Annotated in this window: 21 protein-coding genes and 1 pseudogene; 8 read left to right on the forward strand and 14 right to left on the reverse strand. The window is 72.7% G+C overall.

Annotated elements, in window-relative coordinates; all coding sequences use genetic code 11:
• Positions 1–38 precede the first annotated feature (38 nt).
• The 3 genes from O7619_RS18185 to O7619_RS18195 are packed head-to-tail and all read right to left on the reverse strand — an operon-like array spanning position 39 to position 3,186.
• A complete protein-coding gene (locus O7619_RS18185) occupies positions 39–878 on the reverse strand; it encodes a sugar phosphate isomerase/epimerase family protein (protein WP_282282154.1) in 840 nt (279 codons plus the stop codon).
• A complete protein-coding gene (locus O7619_RS18190) occupies positions 875–2,038 on the reverse strand; it encodes a dihydrodipicolinate synthase family protein (protein WP_282282156.1) in 1,164 nt (387 codons plus the stop codon). Before O7619_RS18190 ends, O7619_RS18185 begins: the two co-directional genes overlap by 4 nt.
• Positions 2,035–3,186 carry a Gfo/Idh/MocA family oxidoreductase gene (locus tag O7619_RS18195; protein WP_282282157.1) on the reverse strand — a complete coding sequence of 384 codons (1,152 nt, stop codon included), beginning with the start codon at positions 3,184–3,186 and terminating at the stop codon, positions 2,035–2,037. Before O7619_RS18195 ends, O7619_RS18190 begins: the two co-directional genes overlap by 4 nt.
• Before the next feature lie 281 nt (positions 3,187–3,467).
• Here O7619_RS18195 and O7619_RS18200 point away from each other — a divergent pair, with 281 nt between their 5' ends.
• The 4 genes and pseudogenes from O7619_RS18200 (at position 3,468) to O7619_RS18215 (ending at position 5,781) form a co-directional block, all read left to right on the forward strand.
• Entirely contained in the window at positions 3,468–4,466 is a 999-nt protein-coding gene (locus O7619_RS18200; protein WP_282282158.1) for a LacI family DNA-binding transcriptional regulator, read from the forward strand.
• Positions 4,463–4,588, forward strand: a complete 126-nt coding sequence (locus tag O7619_RS18205; protein ID WP_282282160.1) for a hypothetical protein — start codon at positions 4,463–4,465, stop codon at positions 4,586–4,588. Before O7619_RS18200 ends, O7619_RS18205 begins: the two co-directional genes overlap by 4 nt.
• Before the next feature lie 82 nt (positions 4,589–4,670).
• A complete protein-coding gene (locus O7619_RS18210) occupies positions 4,671–5,180 on the forward strand; it encodes a pyridoxamine 5'-phosphate oxidase family protein (protein ID WP_282282162.1) in 510 nt (169 codons plus the stop codon).
• Positions 5,181–5,368: 188 nt separating this feature from the next.
• Positions 5,369–5,781, forward strand: a pseudogene (locus O7619_RS18215) (NUDIX domain-containing protein).
• A gap of 33 nt (positions 5,782–5,814) precedes the next feature.
• Here O7619_RS18215 and O7619_RS18220 read toward each other — a convergent pair.
• A complete protein-coding gene (locus O7619_RS18220; RefSeq protein ID WP_282282164.1) occupies positions 5,815–6,546 on the reverse strand; it encodes a methyltransferase domain-containing protein in 732 nt (243 codons plus the stop codon).
• A 92-nt stretch (positions 6,547–6,638) separates the two neighbouring features.
• Between O7619_RS18220 and O7619_RS18225 the strand changes: the two genes are divergently transcribed.
• Entirely contained in the window at positions 6,639–7,184 is a 546-nt protein-coding gene (locus tag O7619_RS18225; RefSeq protein ID WP_282282166.1) for a DUF6817 domain-containing protein, read from the forward strand.
• 37 nt (positions 7,185–7,221) lie between these two features.
• On the opposite strand, the gene O7619_RS18230 is transcribed toward O7619_RS18225, so the two are convergent.
• The 3 genes from O7619_RS18230 to O7619_RS18240 form a co-directional block, all read right to left on the reverse strand.
• A complete protein-coding gene (locus O7619_RS18230) occupies positions 7,222–9,168 on the reverse strand; it encodes a DUF2075 domain-containing protein (RefSeq protein WP_282282168.1) in 1,947 nt (648 codons plus the stop codon).
• A gap of 126 nt (positions 9,169–9,294) precedes the next feature.
• Positions 9,295–9,630, reverse strand: a complete 336-nt coding sequence (locus tag O7619_RS18235) for a nucleotide pyrophosphohydrolase (RefSeq protein ID WP_282282170.1) — start codon at positions 9,628–9,630, stop codon at positions 9,295–9,297.
• A gap of 50 nt (positions 9,631–9,680) precedes the next feature.
• Positions 9,681–10,340, reverse strand: a complete 660-nt coding sequence (locus tag O7619_RS18240; protein ID WP_282282172.1) for a DUF4352 domain-containing protein — start codon at positions 10,338–10,340, stop codon at positions 9,681–9,683.
• Between the two features lie 501 nt (positions 10,341–10,841).
• Here O7619_RS18240 and O7619_RS18245 point away from each other — a divergent pair.
• From O7619_RS18245 to O7619_RS18255, 3 genes are read left to right on the forward strand one after another with little or no spacing between them, the layout of a single operon-like run.
• Positions 10,842–11,432, forward strand: coding sequence for an SAVMC3_10250 family protein (locus O7619_RS18245; RefSeq protein WP_282282174.1), 591 nt, complete (start codon positions 10,842–10,844; stop codon positions 11,430–11,432).
• A 9-nt stretch (positions 11,433–11,441) separates the two neighbouring features.
• Positions 11,442–14,888 carry a serine/threonine-protein kinase gene (locus O7619_RS18250; RefSeq protein WP_282282176.1) on the forward strand — a complete coding sequence of 1,149 codons (3,447 nt, stop codon included), beginning with the start codon at positions 11,442–11,444 and terminating at the stop codon, positions 14,886–14,888.
• Positions 14,885–15,490, forward strand: a complete 606-nt coding sequence (locus tag O7619_RS18255; RefSeq protein ID WP_282282178.1) for a hypothetical protein — start codon at positions 14,885–14,887, stop codon at positions 15,488–15,490. The genes O7619_RS18250 and O7619_RS18255 overlap by 4 nt, the downstream gene beginning before the upstream one ends.
• Before the next feature lie 112 nt (positions 15,491–15,602).
• Here O7619_RS18255 and O7619_RS18260 read toward each other — a convergent pair whose 3' ends face one another.
• The 7 genes from O7619_RS18260 to O7619_RS18290 all read right to left on the reverse strand — a co-directional run bounded on the left by O7619_RS18260 (position 15,603) and on the right by O7619_RS18290 (position 21,846).
• Complete coding sequence (locus O7619_RS18260) at positions 15,603–15,827, reverse strand: hypothetical protein (protein ID WP_282288868.1); 225 nt, start codon at positions 15,825–15,827, stop codon at positions 15,603–15,605.
• An 87-nt stretch (positions 15,828–15,914) separates the two neighbouring features.
• Positions 15,915–16,388: a hypothetical protein gene (locus tag O7619_RS18265; RefSeq protein WP_282282180.1), complete on the reverse strand. Its 474-nt coding sequence runs from the start codon at positions 16,386–16,388 to the stop codon at positions 15,915–15,917.
• A gap of 14 nt (positions 16,389–16,402) precedes the next feature.
• Complete coding sequence (locus O7619_RS18270) at positions 16,403–17,689, reverse strand: WXG100 family type VII secretion target (protein WP_282282182.1); 1,287 nt, start codon at positions 17,687–17,689, stop codon at positions 16,403–16,405.
• Complete coding sequence (locus O7619_RS18275; protein ID WP_282282184.1) at positions 17,686–18,006, reverse strand: type VII secretion target; 321 nt, start codon at positions 18,004–18,006, stop codon at positions 17,686–17,688. Before O7619_RS18275 ends, O7619_RS18270 begins: the two co-directional genes overlap by 4 nt.
• Positions 17,993–18,394, reverse strand: a complete 402-nt coding sequence (locus O7619_RS18280) for a YbaB/EbfC family nucleoid-associated protein (protein WP_282282186.1) — start codon at positions 18,392–18,394, stop codon at positions 17,993–17,995. The genes O7619_RS18275 and O7619_RS18280 overlap by 14 nt, the downstream gene beginning before the upstream one ends.
• Positions 18,395–18,460: 66 nt before the next feature.
• A complete protein-coding gene (locus O7619_RS18285) occupies positions 18,461–19,837 on the reverse strand; it encodes a pyridoxal-dependent decarboxylase (RefSeq protein WP_282282188.1) in 1,377 nt (458 codons plus the stop codon).
• A gap of 59 nt (positions 19,838–19,896) precedes the next feature.
• The gene (locus tag O7619_RS18290; protein ID WP_282282190.1) at positions 19,897–21,846 is read right to left on the reverse strand and encodes a BTAD domain-containing putative transcriptional regulator; all 1,950 of its coding nucleotides are present in this window, start codon (positions 21,844–21,846) and stop codon (positions 19,897–19,899) included.
• Positions 21,847–21,916: the final 70 nt, after the last annotated feature.

Below are 21,916 nucleotides of genomic sequence, written 5' to 3' on the forward strand. Positions count from 1 at the left end.
GGGGCCCTCGAACGAGTCCGGCGCGACGACGACCCGCATCAGTCGGCCAGCACCAGCTCGACGTAGCGGTCGGCCATGGTGGCGAGGACCTGGTCCGGGTCGGTCGCCCACACCTCGGCGTTGAAGATCTCCACCTCGGTGTCCCCGGCGTAGCCGGCCGCCTCGACGGCCCGGCGCAGCGGCGGGAAGTCGATGTGCCCGTCGCCCATCATGCCGCGGCCCAGCAGCACGTCGGCCGGGAGCGGGGTGAGGAAGTCGCAGACCTGGAAACTGGCGATCCGTGCCCCGGCGCGGGCGATCTGCCGCCACACGTCCGGGTCCCACCAGACGTGGAACGAGTCCACCACGACGCCCACCTGCTCGGTCGGGAACGCCTCGGCCAGGTCGAGCGCCTGCCCGAGCGTGGACAGCACCGCCCGGTCGGCGCAGTACATCGGGTGCAGCGGCTCCAACGCCAGCCGCACGCCGCGCTCGCCCGCGTACGGGGCCAGCTCGGCCAGCGCGTCGGCGACCCGGGCTCGCGCGCCGACCAGGTCCCGGGAGCCGGGCGGCAGGCCGCCGACGACCAGCACCAGGCAGTCGGTGCCGAGCCCGGCCGCCTCGTCGATGGCGCGCCGGTTGTCGGCCAGCGCCTCGGCCCGCGCGCGTTCGTCGGCGGCGGTGAGGAACCCGCCCCGGCACAGTGACGACACCCGCAGCCCGGCGTCCGCGACGAGTGTCGCGGCGGCCGGTACGCCGATCTCGGCGACCGGTTCACGCCACAGCCCGATCGCCGGGATGCCGGCGCGCACACAGCCGTCGACCGCCTCCCGGACCGACCAGCGCTGCGTGGTGCGCTGGTTGAGCGACAGCTTCGCCAGTCGCGGGTCGGCGGTCATCCGGTCACCCCCGCCACGGTCAGGTAGCCGCGCATCCGGTCGGCCGCCAGCTCCGGGTCGAGCAGCAGCCCGGCGGCGTCGGCCAGCCGGAACGTCTCGACCAGGTGCGGGACGCCGCGCCCGCCGTGCAGGCCGCCGACCATGGTGAAGCCGGGTTGCCGCCCGTTCAGCCAGGACAGGAACGCGATGCCGGTCTTGTAGTACGGCGTGGGCGCGGCGAACACGTGCCGGGACAGCGGCACGGTCGGGTCGAGGACCGCCCGGAAACCGGCCGGGTCGCCCGCGTCGAGCCGTTGCAGCGCCGCCGACGCGGCCGGGGCGATCGCCGCGAACGCGCCGAGCAGCGCGTGGCTGGACCGGGCGCCGTCGCCTTCGATCAGCTCCGGGTAGTGGAAGTCGTCGCCGGTGTAGACCCGCACCGTCGGCGGCAGCAGCTCCCGCAGCCGCACCTCCCGCGCGGCGTCCAGCAGCGACACCTTCACCCCGTCGATCACGTCGGCGTGGGCGTGCACGAGCGCGACGAACGTCTTGGTGGCGTCGTCCAGGTCGGTCGAGCCCCAGTAGCCGGCCAGCGCCGGGTCGAACGTGTCGCCGAGCCAGTGCAGCACCACGGGCGCGCCGGTGGACCCCAGCACCTGCTCGTAGACGCGCCGGTAGTCGTCCGGGCCGGTGGCGAGCGCGGCGAGGTGCCGGCTGGCCATCACCACCGCGACCGCGCCGCACTCCTGCACGTACGCGACCTGCTCGGCGTACGCGGTGACGACCTCGTCGAGCGTGTCGGGCACGCCGGTGAGCTGGTCGGTGGCCGCCCCGGCGACGATGCGTCCGCCGCAGGCGGCGGCCTCGGCGGCGCTGCGCCGGATCAGCTCCCGGGTGGCCGCCCAGTCCAGCCCCATGCCGCGCTGTGCGGTGTCCATCGCCTCGGCCACGCCCAGCCCCCAGGACCAGAGATCGCGCCGCACCGCAAGGGTGGCGTCCCAGTCCAGCCGGGCCGGGGCGCCGGGGGCGTTGTCGGCGTACGGGTCGGCGACCACGTGCGCCGCCGCGTACGCGATCCGGCTGGTCGGCGGCGCGGCCGGCCGCTGCCAGCCGGCCGGCTCCCGCAGGGTGAGCGTCTCGACGCCGCCGCCCCGGGTGGGCAGGGTGATCCGCGCGGTCACCTGTCGATCTCCCCGATCTCGATCCGCCGGCCCTCGCGGGCGGAGCGCAGCCCGGCCTCGGCGAGTTGCACGCCGCGCACGCCGGCGAGGAAGTCCCACGGGAACGGCTCGTTGTCGACGACGTGCCGCAGGAACGCCTCCCACTGCACCTTGAAACCGTTGTCGTAGTCGGCGTTGTCCGGCACGGTCTGCCACTGCGCGCGGAACGGCTCGGTGACCGGCAGGTCCGGGTTCCACACCGGCATCGGGGTGGCGCCGCGGTGCTGGATGCGGCAGTCGCGCAGCCCGGCGACCGCGCTGCCGTGGGTGCCGTCGACCTGGAACTCGACCAGCTCGTCCCGGTAGACCCGCACCGCCCAGGAGGAGTTGATCTGGGCGATGATGCCGCCGGCCAGCTCGAAGATGCCGTACGCGGCGTCGTCGGCGGTGGCCGGGTAGGTGACGCCGTTCTCGTCGACGCGCTCCGGGATGTGCGTGGCGGTGACCGCGGTGACGGCGGTGACCCGGCCGAAGAGCTGCTCCAGCACGTAGTGCCAGTGCGGGAACATGTCGACGGTGATGCCGCCGCCGTCCTCGGCGCGGTAGTTCCAGCTCGGCCGCTGCGCGTCCTGCCAGTCGCCCTCGAACACCCAGTAGCCGAACTCGCCGCGCACCGACAGGATCCGGCCGAAGAACCCGCCGTCGACGAGCCGCTTGAGCTTGCGTAGGCCGGGCAGGAACAGCTTGTCCTGCACCACGCCGTTCTTGACGCCCCGGGCGGCGGCGAGCCGGGCCAGCTCCAGCGACCCGTCCAGCCCTTCGGCGAGCGGCTTCTCGGTGTAGATGTGCCTGCCGGCCTCGATCGCCGCCCGGATCGCCTTCTCCCGCGCGGCGGTCACCTGCGCGTCGAAGTAGATCTGGTGGCTGTCGTCGGCGAGCGCCGCGTCCAGGTCGGTGGTGTACGAGGTGAGCCCGTGCCGGGCGGCGATCTCGGCGAGCCGGGCCTCGTTACGGCCCACCAGGGTCAACTCCGGCCAGATGCGGCTGCCGTCGCGGGCGGGCAGTCCGCCCTGCTCGCGGATCGCGAGCAGGGACCGGACGAGATGCTGCCGGTAGCCCATCCGTCCGGTCACGCCGTTGAGGATGATCCCGATAGACGTGCGCTCCACGTGTGTGTCCTTCCCAGTGCTCAGTCGATCGACGTCGATGACCTCGGCGACGGAGTGGTGCCGGTCTCCCGCCGGACGCGCCGCAGCTCGACGGTCATCTCCGCGCGGCCATGACCCTCCGTTCTCGGTGGCCGAAAACGCGGTGAGGTCGGGAGTTGGCCCTGAATGCGCTTTCAGTAAGCGCTTTCAGGATGTTACCGTAACCACGCCGAATCGAGCAGGTCAAGACGTCCCGCAGGGGGAAAACGATGCAGCCACGGACGCACGTGACCCTGGAAGACGTGGCCAGAGCCGCCGACGTCTCACTGGCCACGGCCTCCCGCGCGCTCAACGGCATGCGGGTCACCCCACAACTACGGGACCGGGTCCTCGCCGCCGCCGCGCACCTCGCCTACACCCCCAACGCGCACGCCCGGGCGCTCGCCGGCGCCTCCCACCGCACCGTCGGCGTGATCTGCCACGACGTCACCGACCCCTACTTCGCCGCCATCGCCGGCGGCGTCATGCGCGTCGCCGGCGCCAACGACCTGCTGGTCATGCTCGCCAGCACCTTCCGCGACCCGGAACGGGAGATCGCGTACGTGTCGATGCTGCGCGCCGAACGCGCCCCCGCCATCCTGCTCGCCGGCTCCGGCTTCGAGGACGCCCGTTGGGAACGGGCCATGGAGGCCGAGTTGAAGCCCTACCTCGACGGCGGCGGCCGGGTCGCCGTGGTCAGCCGGCACCGCAGCCTCAAGGTCGACAGTGTGCTGCCGGAAAACCGGGCCGGCGCCGCCGCCATGGCCCGCGCCCTGCTGGAACTCGGCCACCGCCGCTTCGCGGTGCTCTCCGGCCCCCGCGCGCTCACCACCGTCGCCGACCGGCTCGGCGGCTTCCGCGACGAGCTGGCCGCCGCCGGCGTCCCGCTCGACCGGGCGCACGTCGTCGAAGGGCCGTTCACCCGCGACGGCGGCTACCAGGCGATGACCGAGCTGCTCACCCGCGGCCTCGACGCCACCTGCGTGTTCGCGCTCACCGACGTGATGGCCATCGGCGCGTACGCGGCGCTGCGCGACCACGGACTGTCGGTGCCCGGCGACGTCTCCGTCGCCGGGTTCGACGACATCCCGATCGTCCGCGACCTCACCCCGCCGCTGACCACGGTCGCCCTGCCGCTGCGCGAGCTCGGCGAGAAGGTGATGGAGATGGCGCTCACCGAGAACACCGGCCGCCGCCGGCGGATCCTGCGGATGGCCGGCGAGGTCGTCGTCCGCGCCAGCACCGCAAAGGTGGGCGCGTGAACACGCTCGCCGGCCTCACCGTCGACCGCGTCGACAGGTACGCGGTCGCGCTGCCCACGATCCGCTCGTCCGGCGTCTCCGGCGGCGCCGTCGCCGGCACCCCGAGCATCCGCCGGCGCTGACCCCCGCGTACCCTCGATATGTGCCCCGCCGCACCGAGGTGCCGTCGTCCCAGTAGGGTGCCGGCATGATCGAGGACGTCGCGTGCCGTTGACGAACCCGTGGCTGGCCGGGCCGACGCCGACGAGGAAGCTCGACCGGGAGCGCCTCGAGGAACGCATCCACAACCTGCTGTCCTCGCAGAACATGTGCGTCCTCGCCACCGCCGGGCCGGACGGGCCGCTGGCCACCCCGGTGCGCTACTACCCGCTCGACTTCACGCTGATGTTCACCGCCGCGCCGCGCTCGCCGAAGATGCGCAACATCGCCGCCGACCCGCGGGTGTCCGTCGGCGTCTTCGCGCCGCTGGTCGGGCTGGCCAGCAGCCGCGGCGCGCAGGTGTTCGGCGTCGCCCGGGTGCTCGCCCCGGACCATCCGGACCACGCCCACCACTGGTCGGCGTTCCGCTGGCAGAACGAGCACGCCGAGCGGGGCCGGTCGCTGGCCGAGCCGCCCGAGGAGACGCTCGTGGTCGTCGAGGCGCAGCGGATCGTCTACACCGAACACTGGCTACGCCGCGAGGGTTTCGCTCCACGCCAACACTGGCGCCGCTGACCCAGCCGCCGCTGCCCCTCGCTGCTCCGCGCTGCCCTCGCCTCACAGATCTTGGACTTGTGGTGCCAGAGAATGCGGCTTCTGTGGCTTTTGGGAGGTGCCACAAGTCCACGATCGACGGGTGGTACCGCGATTCGGGAGTGTGGTCGAAGACCGTGTTGACCCGGCGCGAGTGGCATGCTCGGGTGATGACCAGCTACGACGTTGCGCTCGTCCTGCTCGTCGACCCGTCCGGCGCGGTCCTCATGCAACACCGGGACGGCAACGCGCCCGTCTCACCCCACCAGTGGAGCCTGCCCGGCGGCGGCATCGAGCCGGGCGAGACGCCCGAGCAGGCCGCCCGCCGCGAGCTGTTCGAGGAGACCGGCCTGACCGCCGGCGCGCTGCACCTGCTGTGGAGCGGCCCCGACCCGACGAGGAGGGCTTCCCGCACACTGTCACCGTGTACGTCTTCCGGGGCGCCACCGACGCACGGCAGGAGGACGTGGTGCTCGGCGAGGGCCAGGCCATGGTCTTCGTCCCCCGAGACCAGGTGCTCGACCGGGAGCTGGCGGTCAGCACCGCGAAGGTCCTGCCGCTGCACCTGGCCGACGAACGCTAACCGATGACACCGCCCCGATTCGGGCCCGCCGGCTCAACGCACCACCAGCAGGTCCAGCGCGTCGATCACCGGGCCGGTGTCCTCCCGCGCGGCCTCACGCAGGCGCACCACGCCCGCGGCGTACTCGTCGTCGGTGATCAACTGGAGCGGAGTGTGCGCCTCCCGGCGCAGCGTGCCCGCCGCCTCCCGCAGCGACGCCGCGGTGACCTGCGGGACCGGCTCCACGGACGCCGACGCGAAACCGGCGTCGGCGAAGGTCGCCTCGACCTCGGCGACGCTCGGGTAGGTGTCGAGCACGCGCACCGCCTCCGGGAAGTAACGGAACAACGTGATCGCCTCGTGCCGGCCGGCGAACGCCGACCGGATGAGCACCGGCCCGTCCGGCCGCACCACCCGCCGCAGCTCCCGCGCCGCGGCGGCCAGGTCGGGCACGTGGTGGATGACGGTGGAGAGCCACGCGGCGTCCACGCTGTCGTCGTCGAGCGGGAGGTGCGCCGCGTCCCCGGCCAGGACCGGCCGGACCACGCAGCGGGCCCGCATCGCCGCCGACGGCTCCACCGCGACGACCTCCAGCCCGGGGAACCAGGCGGTGAAGCGCCGCGCCCAGCTCCCGGTGCCGGCGCCCAGGTCGAGCAGCCGCAGGCCCGGCCGTGGGGCGAGGTGTCGGGGGACGGCGCCCCGCCAGGCGGTGAGCCCGTCGTCGGTGAGGTGGCGGGTCGCCGCGAAGGCTTCGGCGTCGGTGTCGTCGTACGCGATGCGCGCCATGCCGCAAGCCAACTATCCGGTCCGGACGCGCGGCAAGCGTTGTGACGAACGGCGCAGACCCGATGCCGTCCGTCGCGCGTAGGGTCGAATTCATGAGCGCCGACGTCGATGTGCGGGCGTGGCTGCGCGACCGGGGAGCCGAGACGATCGAACATCCCGGCGGCACCCTCTACACCCACCTGTGCCGCGTGCGGGACCGCCTCGCCGAGCTGGGGCAGGAGCCCGCCGTGCAAACGGCCGGCCTGGCGCACGCCGTGTACGGCACCGACGGCTTCGACGTGGCGTTGCTCGACCGCACCGACCGGGACCGGTTGCGTGACCTCGTCGGGGCCGACGCCGAGGCCCTCGTCTACCTCTACGGCGCGTGCGACCGGAAGCGCTCCTGGCCGCGGCTGGCGAGCACCGGGACGGTCCACGACCGCTTCACCGGGGAGGCGACGACGGTCCGGGTGGACCAGTTGACCCCGCTCGTCGACCTGAGCATCGTCAACGAGTTGGACGTGGTCGACCACCTGCCCCGCGTATCGGATCGGCACCTGGCGTACCTGCGGGGGCTGTTCGCCGCGTGGGCGCCGGCCGCTTCCCCGGCCGTGCGCGAGGAGGTGGCGCGGGTCCTCGGCCCGGAGGCCAGCGGGTGAGGCTGGCCCCGGACAGCGCGGGGAGCAGCACGCGACCCTAGCGAGTCGGTGCTGTTGCCGCATCCCTGGACGCTTCAGGAGCAAGTGGCGGGCGCGGCCCTGTCTCGTACACCGTTTCGAGGCCGCGTTCCACACGGATCAACGAGTTGAGCCAGTCCCGCGTTTCGGGGTCCGTCGAGTAGAGGACGGTGCCCCGCATGCCGCGGGTCATCAGCACCTTGTACGTGTTCCGGATCAGGCGGTCTGCCTCGGCGTCACTGAGCGCCTTCCGGCTGCGGAACGCCGGATCCTTCGACTCCGCCCGCTGGCTGACCAGTTTCCCGCCTCGTGCGACGAGATCCGGTCCCATGATGACCCCGGACCACTCGTACTCGAATCCCTGGGCGGTGTAGACGCAGCCCACCTGCCCGAAGCCGTTGGGCTCGGTGGCCCAGAACGCGCTGCCCGGCGCTTCTCCGACACTGCGGTCGCTCTTGACGTTCCAGGGGCGCGCCCAGTCACCCACCCGCACATCCGGCACGAGGGATGCATCCGGCCGCGGGTCACTCCACGGCCAGCAGTACCCGGCCGATATGCGCGCCGTCTCCCCGGTCGCCTGCTTCTGCGTCAGGAACGCCTCCATCTCCTGCGGTGATCCCGCCACCCGCAGGTCGAACCGTCCGTCCCCGGCCCATACCGATGGTTGCCCGCCGTCGAGGCCGAGCAGGTCGAGAACCCAGTCCTCGTACGCCTCGCTGCCGCCGCACCGGAACTGGTCGTGCAGCGACACCATCGCGACGTCCAGGTCGAGCTGCCGGGCGTGCGCCGAGATGACGTCGATGTTGCCGAGTTCACCGGGCTTGACCACCTGGTGTTCGTCGAGCAGGAAGACCGGCACACGTGCCGCGGCGATCAGCTCGTCGATCTGCCGGCGGGCCCGGTCCCGCCTGACCTTCGGGGTGAATCGGTTGACGGAGGTCTCCCGGATACGGTGGGCCTCGTCGCAGATCAGCACGTCGAGACCGTTCCGTTCCGCCGTCATGAAGCTGTTGAAGTAGCCGAAGAGGTTCTTCAACCGCGTCGAGCCCTTACCCGCATACCGGCGGAGCGTCTGCGTGAACGATCGCGAGCCGGTGGCGTGCATGACCGAGCGCTGCTGCCGGGCAAGCTCACCGAGCACCGACAGCGCGATGACGCTCTTGCCGCTGCCCGGCCCGCCGGACACCACCACGACCGACTTACGGTCCGCGCTCCGGGCCCGCTCCACGGCGTGCAACACCAGTTCGTACGCGAGTCGCTGCTCGTCGAGCAGCGTGAAGTGCGTCCGGTCCTTCAGCTCCGCCGCGGCGTACGACAGCAGGTGCTTGCTCGGGCGTACGGAGCTGGTGAGGAAGCGGTCGGCGGCGGCTGCGCCGGACGTCGGCGCCAGGCGGCTGCGCAGGTAGTCGAGGAACTGGCCGCGGCGCTGCCCGGTGAAGATCCGGCTGTGGTCGGTGGGCTGCCGCACGAACAGGTCGGCCACGTCGCGATCGACCGCGTTGTGCAGGTAGGCGGTGCCGGCGATCGGGCTCCGGCCGCGCGAGAGGACGCCGAGAAAGTCGGCCAGGTATTCGCAGTAGTCCTCGACCTGAACGCCGGGGTGCAACCGGGGCCCGGCGGCGTGCTCGACCAGGACGAGCCGTTCGGATCCCTCGTAGGACTCGACCCGGGACCACTGCTTCAACTCGACGACCACATAGGAGTCCTCGCCGGTCCTCGGATGGACGCCGGCGAGGACCACGTCGATCCGTCTGCTGGTCAACGGGAGCTGATACTCCACCAGCATCTCGACCTGGCCGAGATCGGCATCGACGAGGTCCTGCCCGAGCGCGGTGAGGCTCCGATCCCAGGACCGTCGCTCGTTGGGGCCCACCTTGTGTCCGAGGTGCTCCGTGATCCGGTCGGCCAGGTCGCCGCCGATGGAGTAGCGAAGGAGACCGTCGGCGGAGGTGCGGAACGCTGACAACACTTGCCCCCGGGCAGCACGAAATGATCGTGCGCTTGGGGGCATGTCCGGTCACTGCCGGAAGCCCGTCGTTGAGCGCCTGTACGAGTGGACTGTAGCGAAGAGATCACCTCTTCGCGTGCTTCGCTACCGCTTGTTCGCGGAGCCGCTGACCTCCTGGGCGGGGTAGCGGACGGCAACCTCGGCCAGTTTGTCGAGAGCGGCCTCCGCCAGGTCGATGCCGAGGACGTCCGCCAACCGGGTCAGGTAGATCATGACGTCGCCGATCTCCGCCCGGACCCGGGCCCCCGCCTCGGCATCGTCCATCACCGCGTCCGCCTGCTCGGGCGTCAGCCACTGGAACTCCGCGACCAGTTCGCCGACCTCTCCAGCGAGCGCCATGGCGAGATTCTTCGGCGTGTGGAACTGCTGCCAGTCACGTTCCTCGGCGAAGGCCCGTACGCGAGCCGTCAGGTCGTCCATCTCCGCAGTCTGGCACGGCAGAGACGAACGACCTGACGGGAGCCAGCGGGTCACAGGGTCACGACGGCGTCCTCGGCCAGTGTGAAGAGCCCGGCATCGAACGTGATCGTCTTCAGCTTGGTTCCCTTCGGCACGTCGAAGAAGACGTTCGCGCTCACGGAATTACCCGGGTTGATCTCCTCCAGGAAGCCCCTGCCGTCCTTGTTCCCATAGATGCCGGCCTCACCGTCGGCGTCGTACTCGCGACCCCCCGCATCCTGCGCCGTGACCGTCCCGTCGGCGTGGAACAGGTGTGCGGACTTCGTCACGTTCTTCACCGTGATCGTGATCCGGCAGAAGCTGCCCTGCGCCTTCTGGTTCAGGAAGGAGTCGCCGACCTGGCTGATCCCGCACTTCAGCCCCTTCACCGTGAACTCGAAGTCGCCGCCGCGGACCTTGTCGCCGATCCGGTAGACCTTCGGCCCGGCCGCGGGAGGCTTCGAAGGTGCTGCCTTACGGGGTGAGGCCGCGCTCGACTCCGGCGCGGTCGCGGACGGCGTCGTCGGACCGGGCGAGGTCTTCGCCACCGCCTCCGCCGCCTGGCTGGGCGTCGCGTCGTCTGACGGCGGATCTCCCATGACGGCACCGAACACGCCGATTCCACAGCAGAGTGCGACCATGGCTCCCACGCCGACGAGGACGGGGATCAGCCATCCCGGTCGGCGTTTCACCGCCGGTCCGGCTGGTGGCGGCCCCATCGGAGGCGCGCCGGCAAAGGGCGGTGGCGCCCCGGGCGGTGGCCCGTACGGTGGTGGCCCGTATGGCTGGTTCTGGCTCGGCTGGCCAGGAAAGGTCATGTTGATATCCCCACGAGTCGCCTGCGACACCATGTCGCGAGTCCCGCCGACGGTACGGGCGACTCGGGCCTGATCCTCGGGCCTGTCAGGTTGGGGACAGGGGCTGGCGCGGGAACTGTCCCCACGGGCAGATCACGTTCCTGCGGAAGCCTCCGCATGACCGCCGATCGGGTGCGCTCCACCTCCACCGTCCGACGGAGGTTGCCGCGTACGGGACGATCCTGCCCGATGTGGAGGACGAAGGTCAGATGAACGACGGTCCACGGTGACGCGCGCGGCGAAGCGCCTGACCTGGATCAGACACGCGGGGGCCAGCGACGCGGGCACGCCCCACGTAGGCTGGGTGCGGCCATCTCCCTGTCACCGGAGCGCGCCTTGACCCTCACGTACTACCTCTACCTGTCGCACCTGAAGCTCGGCCTCCTCGCGGCGCAGCTCGCCTCCGACGCGCGGCACGAGACCGAGGTCGCCGTGGATCTGAAGTTCGTCCGCTACAGCCGCAAGGCGGTCCTGCCGGAGCGCCACGATCTCGACAAGCTGGCGAAGGTGGTCCGGCACCTGCAGGACGCCGACCAGATCGGCGCCGTCGCCGACTCGCGTCCCTACTTCCAGGCCGGCATGGAGATGCGCTGGCAGGTCTTCCCGACCGCCGGCATCGTGGTCTTCGCCGGGACGCTCGACGGCCAGGTCGTCGTCCTCGGCGGGTCGGCGTCGCACGTGGTCGGCGGCCGTGCCGCCGAGCCGGTCGGGTCGGTCCCGCCGTACCTGTTCCGCAAGCTTCAGGAGCTGCGTCCGGATCCGGGCGAGTTCGACGACGAGCGCTTCCACGAGACGCTGTCGCAGATCGGGGCGGGGCTTCCGGGGCCGGCGCAGCGGGTCGAGTTCATCGCCAAGCGGCTGGCCGCGAAGCCCGGACCGGACGGCGCGGTGCTGGGCAGCCCGATCTACGTGGCGCTCGCCGAATAGGGCCCCGGCGTGGACGCGGGGGAGGTCATCCGGTGGCGGCCGGGGGAGACCGTCCTCGACACGTACCGCATCGAGGAGGTGGTCGAGACCGGCGGCATGGGTTTCGTGTACCGCGCCCACCATCTCACCTGGAACGTCGACCTCGCCGTGAAGACACCGCGTCCCGATCTGGCCGCGGCGCCCGGGATCCTCGACCTGCTCGCCCAGGAGGCGCAGTCCTGGACCGATCTCGGCCCGCACCCGAACGTGGTCGGGTGCGCCTACGTGCGGCGCGTCGGCGCGTACCCGGTGGTGTTCGCGGAATGGATCGCGGGCGGTGACCTGACCGCGGCGGTGCGGGAGGGTCGCTGCCGCGACCTCCCGCAGGCCCTCGACGTCGCGATCCAGACGCTGCGCGGCATCGGGCACGCCCACGCCGCGGGCCTGGTCCACCAGGACATCAAACCCTCCAACATCATGTACGACGGTGAGACGGCGAGGGTGACCGACTTCGGCACCGCCAAGGCGAAGGCGTACGCCTCGGAGCCCGCGTCGGACGGCGCCGGGACCGCCTATGCGACCCTCGGCGGGTTCACCCCGCAATACTGCTCGCCCGAGCAGGTCGACCCGGACGGCCGGATCGGTCGGGCCAGCGACATGTGGTCGTGGGCGCTGACGGTGATCGAGCTGTTGCACGGGCGTCGGCTCTGGGAGTGGGGTCACGACGGCGCGGACGCGCTCGCGGCGCTGCGCGCCGATCTCCCGCAGCCGCTGCGCGACCTGCTGGCGGGTTGCCTCGCGCGCGATCCCCGGTCGCGGATCAGCGACACCGCCGAGGCGGAGGCCGTCCTCACCGGCGTGTACGCGGACTGCGCGGGCGGCCCCTATCCGCGTTCCGACCGGGTCCCGCCGGCGTTGAAGGCCGACGGCTTGTCGAACAAGGCGTTGTCGCTGTGGGACCTCGGCGAGCAGCGCCGGGCGGTCGAGTTGTTCGAGCAGGCGAGAGCGATCGACCCGCACAACGTCCACGCGGTCTACAACCACGGGCTCCTCCGGTGGGCCGACGGCCTCGTCACCGACGAGACCCTGCTGTCGGAGCTGCGCGCCACCGGCGACTCCTGGGAGGCGGACCACCTGGCCGCGTTGGTGCACCTGGAACGCGGCGACGGCGTCCTCGCGGCGCGGCACCTGGCCGAGGCGGACCGGAAGCATCCGGGTGCACCCGAGATCGCGACCGCGCGCGAACGCTGCGCCCGGTTGGCGCCCCGGGGCACGCTCGAGGTGTTCGGGCAGTTCACCGGTGAGGTCGCGGCGATGGCCAGCGATGCGGACGCGACGCACGTGGTGGTGGCCGAGACGTCGGGCCGGGTGCGGATCTGGGACGCCCTCGCGGGCCGGGTGGTCACCGAACTCACCGAATCCGGCCGGACGCCCGTCGACGTCGCGATCGACCACGCCGGCGTGCGGGTGCTCGTCTGCTACCAGGACTCGACGGTCGAGCGGTGGCGCCTCACCGACGGGACCGCGCATCTCGAAGGCCGGCTGGACGGGGGAACGGCCGTGGCGCTCAGCCCCGACGGCGGCTCCGCGGCGGTGGGCACGGCCGACGGCCGCGTCCTGGTCTTCCGCACCGGCGGGTGGGAGCCCGTCGTCGACATCCGGCCCCACGAGGGGCGTGTCACGCGGGTGATCCTCGCCCCGGAGGCGGAGGTGTGCGTCTCCGCCTCGCTGGGGCATCCCGACGCGGACGACCGGGTGGAGCAGTGGTGGCCCCTGCGTCGTACCAGGATGCGGGGTTTGCACCTGCCGCCCGACGGGTTGAACTCCGACCGGAGGACCGCCCTGGCGACGGACGGGTCGGTCGTCCTGCGGCTCGGCGTCCGGTCGATGATGACCGTGGACATGCGGGTGTGGGACGAGCCGCGACGGTGGGAGATCCCCTGGCTCCTCGGCTACGACGTGCTCGGCGTCTCCGGCCGGGCCGGCTGGGCCCTGCTCGACCCGGGCAGCGGCGACCTTCAGGTCCTCGAACTGGCCATCCGCCGCTGCGTCCGCACCTTCCCCAAGGACTGGAAACGCGGATCCCATCGCGACGTGACGACGTTCAGCGGCGACTGCGGGTACGCCGTGATCGCCGAGAGGGACGGTTTCCGCGACCGGACCTCGCTGTCGCGCCTCCCCATGCCGCTGCCCGGACATCTCGCCCCCTGGTCGTACGCGCCACCCCGCCCGGTCGGCGCCCTCGCGCACGAGGAACGGGCGTTCGACCAGGTGATGGCGCGCATCGAGGGGATGATCGCGGCCGGCGAGGGGCAGCGCGCGACCGAGACCATCCGCGAGGCCAGGGCGATTCCCGGCTTCGAACGCCACCCACGGCTGCGCCGGGCCGCCCGGGCTGCGGGCCGGGACCTGGAGCGCACCGGCCTGCACGGCATCTGGTTGGAGCAGGAGCTGTCCGATGTGATGCTCACCCGCGGTGCCTTCGACGTCAGCGACTCCGGGCGGCTGTTCGCCTTCCCCTCGAACGTCGACGAGGTCGAGATCTTCGACCTGGAGACGCTGGAGAAGGTCGGCTCGGTGAGCGAGCGCCGCAACCCGGCCCGCAGCCTGCGTTTCGCCCGGGCCGGGTGGGATCTGATCATCTGCTACGCGGACGGGTCGGTGGCGTGCCACGACACGGCGACGTTCGAGCCGCGCTTCAAGGTCGCCGGCGCACAGCCCCGCGACGAGGGCAGGACCACGCTCGACATCTCCGGCGACCTGGTCACGGTCGGCTTCGGATACGGGCTGGCGACGGTGTGGTCACTCGACGCCGCGGCCCGGGTCGCGACGATCCGCACCGGGCACGGGCTCATCGCGGGTGTCACGGCCGACGAGAAGTCCCGTTCGATCGCCGTGCACCTGCGGGACGGCGACGCGATCACCGTGGAGGTCCGGTCGATCGACACCGGGAAGCCGCTGCGAACGTTCGCGCAGGTCGACCCGCACGCGGAGATCCGCTTCGCCTCCGGCGTGCTGTTGGTGGCCGGCATGGGCCGCCTCACCGCGTGGCGGCCGGGTCGTAGGCGTCCGCTCTACCGTCTCGACGGGGTCAAACACAGCTCGTCGGCGGACCTGGCCTTCGCCGACTCGCGCCGCCTTGCCGCGATCGCCGGAATGACAGGCTTCGTGGTGTGGCACGCCGAAACCGGCGATCTGGTGTACGACGGGCGGGCCGGCGCGGAGCACCCCCTGCTCGGGGTCGAGGAGGTGGCGGTGTCGCCCGACGGGCGGTTCGCCGTGACGGGAGCCGGTGGCGACGAGACCGTCGACGTCTGGGACCTCCGTGCCGGGCGCCGGATCCGGTCGCTGCGCGGCCACCCCGTCCGGGTGAACGCGATCCGCGCCGACGCCTCTTTCCGCACCATCGTCACCGGGGACCACCAGGGCACCGTCCGGGTCTGGGGCCTCGACTGGGATCACGGGAGCGCTCGATGACGTCCACGCACGACCTGCGGGCGAAGTTCCTCGCCAACCGGGAGCAGGTACGGTCCTGGCTCGATGCATGGGAGATCCCCGAGATCGCGTGGACCGACGAGTTCGACGAGATCCCCGCGCCCTGGGCGGTGATCGAGCGGGACCGGAAGAGGTGGCTCAAGGACCACGCGCCCCACCTGGACGTCTACCACTGGATGTTCGTCGGACGGCCGCTGACCCCCGGCGTCCGCACGGTGCGGGCGCTGTGGCACTTCGGGTCGGGACACCGGTTCGAGAAACTCGACGTGACGATCACCAGCGTCTGCGACCCCGGATACCTGGCCGAGAAGCTGACCCTGGCCGTTCACCGCGCCGCCTTGAAGGGTTGGCAGGAGGAGGACGCGCAGCCGGTCTACCAGTGGCTCGTCGAGGGCGTGAACACCAGGCCGCTCGACAACGCCGTGCGGGGAAACAAGCGACTGGGCTTCGTCCTGCTGCACTTCACCCGCTTCCCGACCTCTGACGGCGACGTGGTCGTGTCAGTGACCGCCGTCGAGACGGACCGCGCGATGGACGGCTCGCTACTCGACGCCAACGGGGTCTCCATTCCTCCCGCACCGTGACCCTGGCGGCAGGTCAGCCGGGAAGCCTCCGTCGCCCGAGCGGTGGTCGGTAAGACGTCATGGGTGTCGAACGAGGCCGGAGACACCCTCAGCGTTCCACTGAGTCCGTCAACTAACTCGCGAAGATCATTCTTTGGGGGAAGTCACCGCCGGTGCGCCAGGAGCTGACGATCTTGGCGGTGATGGCGCTGGCGGCGGCATTGAAATCGCCGTCCTCGACGCGGGCGTCGAGGGTCTGCGGATCGATGACGAGGAGGCGATCGAACCTGTCCTCGAATCCGAACTCGTAACGCACCTCGTCCGCCGGAGCATCCACCCGACGTGCGACCACCATCATGCCCACGGCGCTGGCATCCGATCCTCAGATGATGATGAGGTGGTCGTTGGGAATGTTAGGGGCGTAGCAGATCAAGGAGCGGCACCTTCATGTCGAGGGAGTCTGACGATATTGCTCCCAGAGGGAGCGGTGGTCGACATCCGGCGATGTGCCTGGTGGAAACTCATGGTAGCCCGAACGAGGGCTCCAGACTGCGATGAGCAGATCCAGGCCTTGTAGGAGAACCGCCGGCCATCGGCCCAATGTGGTCACGTCCCTGAACATGCGACGTGACTCGTCGAGTTGTACGTTGCGATCCCGGCGGCTGTACCCCAGATCCCATACGAGGTTGTATCCGTCGATGACCGACTCTTCCTCAGGATCGTCCAAGGGGTAGGTATATGAGTTGCCGTAGATTTCGCCTCCGATGATGCCGGGACGCCCGTCTGAAGCCGGCCTGCTGAGATACACCTTGCCTGCCTCATCTCGGCTCGCCTCAAGGCCCATTAGCGAGGCAAGTTCCGCGGCAAGCCCCGCCGGGTCCAAGTCGGTTCGGATGAAGATGTGCTCGAAGGTCGACATGCGCTGCCTGACTCCTAAGGAAGGTCGAGAATTCGGTCATCTCCGAGGATGACGCGCACTGCCGCCGGCATCTGCTGGCCATGAACCCGAGCCTGCCCGACAGCACGGCTGTAACCCCTGCGTGCGTCCTCCTCCGACAAACCGACGTTGCGTCCGTCCAGCACGGCGACCCCATCTGCTCCCGTCTGCTCACCGGCCTCAAGAATATTGCGGCGGACGCTGGTACTACCGGTACCTACCAGTGTCTTGAATTCGGTCACCACGCCGGGGTCACTCGGCCCGAAGCGAACCATGCCATCGGGATTCTTGAGCTTGTGCGCGTCGTCGACGCGTTCCCTGGGATGCACCATGGCGCCGTCATCGGCGAGCCGGTCGGCGATTGCCCGCTCCTTGGGCTCGAACAAGCCGCGTGGGTCTTCCACCCCCGGGCGGAACTCGTCCCCGAGCGGACCGGGCTGTTTTCCGGGATCGAAGTCGGCGGGTCTCGGCGCGGAGCCGCTGTCACGCGGCCCGGTCGACCCACCGTTCGGCGTCTCCGCCGAGCGACGCAGCCGGCTCAGCGCCTGCTTCAGCCTCTCGATCAGGTCGCCGAGCCGTCGCACCTCCGGCATCAGCCGCCGCAGGCTCGCCAGCAACCCTCGCAACAACCGCGCGATCCGCGCGCCCCACGACGCCACGGTGGTGGTGACCTGTTCCACGACCAGCGGGGTCGCGAGCCCGGCGCTGGCGAGGAGCTCCGCCGCGTACACGATCAGGCGGGAGACGCACGCGGCGACGGCGTCGCGGACCAGCAGCCGGACGGCGGCGACCAGGCCGGCGGCGCCCTCGGTGATCGCGGCCATGGCCTCGGCGCCCTGCGCGAGCCCGGTGACGGCCTGCTGCTGCTCGCTGGCCCAGCGCCGGTAGCCGGTGCCGGCGGCGCCGGTCCAGCCGGCGGCCTCGGTGCGTACCGCGTGGGCCAGGTCGGCGGCGTCCTCGCGCAGCGAGACGGCGACGTTGCGCCAGGTCTGTGCGTGGGCGGTGATCTCGGCGGGGTCGCCGGCGAGCCAGTCCAGGGCCTCGCTGAGTGGTTTGACGTGCTCGATCAGCCAGGCGATGCCGTATTGCAGCAGCGCGCTGGCCGGGTCGGAGACGAGGGCGAGCGCGTCGAGGCCGGCGCTGACCACGCCGAGGCTGCCGTCGATCCAACTGCCGGCGCGGACGCCCTGGGTGATGAGTTCGATGTCCTCGCAGATCCAGATGCCCGCCCAGGCGCTGGGCCCGGTGTCCGCCGCGCCGGCGACGAGCGGGTTGGTGGTCATCGTCGGTTGCGCACCTGGTCGAGCAGGTGTGCCGCCTGTGCGTCGGAGGAACGGTAGCGGTCGGCGCTGCCGCGCACCTTGCCGGCGGTGTCGCGCACCGAGGCGGCTGCGGCGCCGACGCCGTCGACCAGGGTGCGCTGGAGGCCGCCCAGCAGGGCCGGCATGACCGCGCAGAGCTGCCCGTAGGCGTCAGCGCCGAGCCGGACGTGCTCCCCGGCCCGGTGGGCGGTGTCGATGCTGTCGGCGCAGCGGTCGAGGTGGGCGGCGTGGGCGGTCAGGTCGTCCGGGTCGACCCGGAGGATCTCACCGGCGCTCATCCGGCGGGCCCTGGTCGGGGTCGAGCCGCCGGCGGTGGGAGTCGACGATCGCCCACCCGGCGGGGTCGTCCGCGCCGAGGGTCTCGGCGGTCGCCTCGGTGAGCCGGCGCAGCAGGTCGGCGCGCGCGGCATGGGTGGCGGCCACGACCTGTCGGGCGGTGTGGGCGGCGGAGTGCTGCCGGGTGCGTTCGTCGAGCCGCAGGTCGGCCAGCAGCCCGGACGGGTCGACGGTCACCTCGACCAGGCCGTCGTCACTGCGGGCGGCGCCGGTCAGCGTCCGCGCGCGGGCGGACAGGGCCTGCGCCCGTGCGGCACGGTCGGCCAGGCCCGACTCCCACTCGTCGAGTCGGTGCCCCGCCGCGTCCAGCGCGGCCTCGTCCGCCCACATGGCCACCCTCCCCTGAGGACATCGGTGACGGTGACGATACCAACCGGTCGCGCTCCGTGGTGTCCGTCAGGCGGCGTCCGACGCCAGCCGGGCGATGGCCGCCACCGACCGGTCGACGTCCGCCTCCGTGGTGGTGGCGTTGGACACCGAGATCCGCATCAGTCGCCGGCCCTGCCACGTCGTACCGCCCACCCAGCACGTCCCGTCGGCCTGCACCGCGGCCACCGTCCGGTCGGTCCGCGCGTCGTCGCCGAAGCCGACAAGCACCTGGTTGAGGACCACCTCGTTGACCACCTCGAACCCGGCCGCGGTCAGCCCGGCGGCGAACCGGCGGGCCAGCGCGCAGCACCGCTCGACGAGCGCGGCGACGCCGTCGCGGCCCAGCTCCCGCAGGCCGGCCCAGGCCGCGAAGCCACGGGCGCGGCGCGAGGACTCCGCGGTCAGGTCCGCGCCCGCCGGCACGCCACCGGAGCCCACGAGGTACGCAGCCGCGTACGACATGGCCGCCGCGTGCACGTCGGGCCGGGCGCAGAACGCGAACGCGGTGTCGTACGGCAGGTTGAGCCACTTGTGGCCGTCGCAGGCCCACGAGTCGGCGGCCTCGATGCCGTCCACCAGGTGCCGGGTGGTCGGGCTGGCGGCGGCCCACAGCCCGAACGCGCCGTCCACGTGCACCCAGCCGCCGTGCCGGTGGACCAGGTCGCACGCGGCGCGCAGCTCGTCGCAGGCGCCGGTGTTCACGTTGCCGGCCTGGAGGCAGACGATCGTCGGGCCGGGGCCGGCGTCCCGCAGCGCCGCCGCCAGCGCGGCCGGGTCGACCGCGCCCTGCGGGCCGGCGGGCACCTCCCGCAGCGCGTCGGTGCCGAGCCCGAGCAGGCGCAACGACCGGTCGACGGTGGCGTGCCGTTCCGCGCCGGCCAGCACCCGCACCGGCGGCGCGCCGGCCAGCCCGCGCCGTTCCACGTCCCAGCCGGCGTCGGCGAGCACCTGGTGCCGGGCCGCGGCGAGGCCGGCGGTGTTGGCGGCCTGGCCGCCGGTGACGAAGCCGACCGACGCCGACGCCGGGATGCCCAGCAGCTCCTTGAGCCAGGTGCCGGCGGCCGTCTCGGCGGCCACGGCGGCCGGCGAGGTGACGGCGTTGAACGCGATCTGGTCCCAGCCGGCGGCGAGCATGTCGGCGGCGGTGGCGGCCGGGGACGCGCCGCCGACCACGAACCCGAAGTAGCGCGGTCCGGCGGTGGCGACAAGTCCCGGTCCGGCGGCGGCGACCAACTCCGCGAGCACCTGCTCGGGGGGCGCGGGGGCGGCCGGCAGCCCGGCGGCGAACGCCCGGTGCAGCGCGGCCTGGTCGACCGGCACCCCGACCGGCCGTTCCGGCAGCGACCGCCGGTAGTCGGCCGCGTGGTCGGCGGCCCGCCGGAACAGGTCCCTCAGCTCGTCCATCGCCGCACCCTAGCCCCGCTCGCCGGTTTTGCCGTCCCGAGGGCGGCGGCGACCGTCGGTCAGTCGGAACCGAGGGCGGCGTCGAACCGGTCGAGGTGCGTCGCGACCGGGCCGGCGGTGAGCATGCCGCTGCCGGCGCCGGCCAGCTCGTGCGCCGCCGGAGCGAGCGCCGCCCGGGCCCGTCGGATCGCGTCCCGGTCGCCGAGCGCCACCGCCGCATGGCCGGTGAGCGTCCACAACGCCTCCAGCAGCAGGTCGCGCGGCGGTGCGGGGGTGCGGCGCAGCGCGGCGGCGGCGTCGGCACGGCGGTCCGCGGCGAGCAGCACGAGCGGGCGGGCCCACGGCGCGTACGGCCCCCAGTCGGTGCCGTCGGGAAAGTCGGCCGGGAGGTCGTGCCACACCCGCAGGCACAGCAGCGCCAGCGGGAGCAGGCCCCGTTCCACCCCGGGCATGCCGCAGCCGGCCAGTCGGGTCGCCGCCGACCGGTAGGCGGCCTCCGCCTCCGGGAGGGGCGCGCCGGTAGCCGCCGTGCGCATGGCCCGGTACCAGGTGGTGAAGACACCGGTGAGCGGGGACTCGTGGCGCGCGGCCAGCCGGTCGGCGGCGTCGGCGTGGGTGTCGGCCGTGGCGAAGTCGGCGAGCGCGCCGCGCGCCTGCACCCGGATCAGGTGCCCGAGGATCCCGACCGGGGCGAGGCCGTGCCGGTCGGCCAGCGTGACCAGTTCCGCGCCGACCGCGTCCCGTTCGGCGGCCAGCCCGGCCCGGTGGAACGTCTGCATGAACACGCCGTTGAGCGCCTGGGCCAGCAGCGCCGGGTCGGCCAGCCGTCGGGCGATCGCCTCGGCCTGCCGGGCCGCCTCCGGGCCGCGCGTCGACGGCAGGCCGCGTGACTCGACCGCGACGGTGGCGAGCAGCCGGGCCCGGGTCGCCTCCGGCGCGTCCGGACCCAGGCCGGCCAGCGCCCGTTCGGCCGCGGCGACCACCCGGGCCGCCTGCTCCGGGTCGTCCGCGCGGGTCCAGATCGCCGGCACGTCGTACCCGCCGATCACCCGCGCGGTGAGGTCCGGGTCGCCGAGCTGCTCGGCCGCGTCGATGGCCGCGACCCGCTGGTCCCGGGCCGCCTCCAGGCCGCCCGGCCCGGTCACCGCGAGACTGCGCAGCAGGCCGACGGTGGATTCCAGCCGGGCCCGCGCGCCGGGCACCACGCTGCGCTCGTACGCCGCCGCCGCGTCCGCCCACACCCGGGCCGGGCCGGTCGGCTCCGCGTCGGCCTGGCGTCGCAGGTCGGCCTCCAGCCCACGCAGCCGCGGGCCGGGGTCCAGGCCGAGCTGGTCGCGCAGCAGCTCGCGGGCCCGGCGCAGCACGGCGAGCGCGTCGGCCTGCCGCCCGGCCCGGTAGAGCGCCAGCGCCAGCAGCCGCCAGCCGTCCTCCCGCCACGGATGGTCCGCGACGTGGGCGTCCAGATCGGGTACGACGTCGGCGGCCAACCCGAGCGCCAGCAGCGCCTCGGCCCGCCGCTCCACCGCGGTCAGCCGCATTTGGTCGAGCCGGTGCCGGTCGGCGCGCGCCCACGGCTGGTCGAAGTCGGCGTACGCGGGCCCGCGCCACCAGCCCAGCGCCGTGTCGAGCCGGTCGAGCGCCGACCGGGGGAGTTCGTCGGCGGCGGCGGTGACCGCGTCGGCGAACCGCCAGGCGTCGACGGTGTCCGGGGCGGCGCGCAGCGCGTACCCCGGTCCGTCGGTGACCAGCAGCCGCGCCGGCTCGCGTGGCGGGCGGTGCGGTTCCAGCCGGCGGCGCAGGGCCGCGACGAACGTGCGGACCGCACCGACCGCGCCCGGCGGCGGGTCGTCCCACAGGTCCTCGACGAGGTGGCCGACGGGCACCACCCGGCCCCGGGCCACGATCAGCCGGGCCAGCACCGCGCGGTGCCGGGGGCCCTTCAGGTCGACCGGCGCGCCGGTGCCGTCCCAGGCCGTGACCGGCCCGAGCACACCGAAGCTGACACGCACCGACCCCTCCTCGACCGGAGCCACCGTACCGCGCTCATCGGTTGCTCACCCGGCGCCACCACGCTTGGCC

This window comes from Micromonospora sp. WMMD998, assembly GCF_029581235.1.
Lineage (GTDB): Bacteria > Actinomycetota > Actinomycetes > Mycobacteriales > Micromonosporaceae > Micromonospora.

Coding starts and splice junctions, on each gene's coding strand:
- O7619_RS18265 (WP_282282180.1), bottom strand. CDS start 16,388: ATGTCGACCTTCGAGCACATCTTCATCCGAACCGACTTGGACCCGGCG.
- O7619_RS18270 (WP_282282182.1), bottom strand. CDS start 17,689: ATGACCACCAACCCGCTCGTCGCCGGCGCGGCGGACACCGGGCCCAGC.
- O7619_RS18285 (WP_282282188.1), bottom strand. CDS start 19,837: ATGGACGAGCTGAGGGACCTGTTCCGGCGGGCCGCCGACCACGCGGCC.
- O7619_RS18185 (WP_282282154.1), bottom strand. CDS start 878: ATGACCGCCGACCCGCGACTGGCGAAGCTGTCGCTCAACCAGCGCACC.
- O7619_RS18280 (WP_282282186.1), bottom strand. CDS start 18,394: ATGTGGGCGGACGAGGCCGCGCTGGACGCGGCGGGGCACCGACTCGAC.
- O7619_RS18260 (WP_282288868.1), bottom strand. CDS start 15,827: ATGATGGTGGTCGCACGTCGGGTGGATGCTCCGGCGGACGAGGTGCGT.
- O7619_RS18220 (WP_282282164.1), bottom strand. CDS start 6,546: ATGGCGCGCATCGCGTACGACGACACCGACGCCGAAGCCTTCGCGGCG.
- O7619_RS18255 (WP_282282178.1), top strand. CDS start 14,885: ATGACGTCCACGCACGACCTGCGGGCGAAGTTCCTCGCCAACCGGGAG.
- O7619_RS18225 (WP_282282166.1), top strand. CDS start 6,639: ATGAGCGCCGACGTCGATGTGCGGGCGTGGCTGCGCGACCGGGGAGCC.
- O7619_RS18275 (WP_282282184.1), bottom strand. CDS start 18,006: ATGAGCGCCGGTGAGATCCTCCGGGTCGACCCGGACGACCTGACCGCC.
- O7619_RS18235 (WP_282282170.1), bottom strand. CDS start 9,630: ATGGACGACCTGACGGCTCGCGTACGGGCCTTCGCCGAGGAACGTGAC.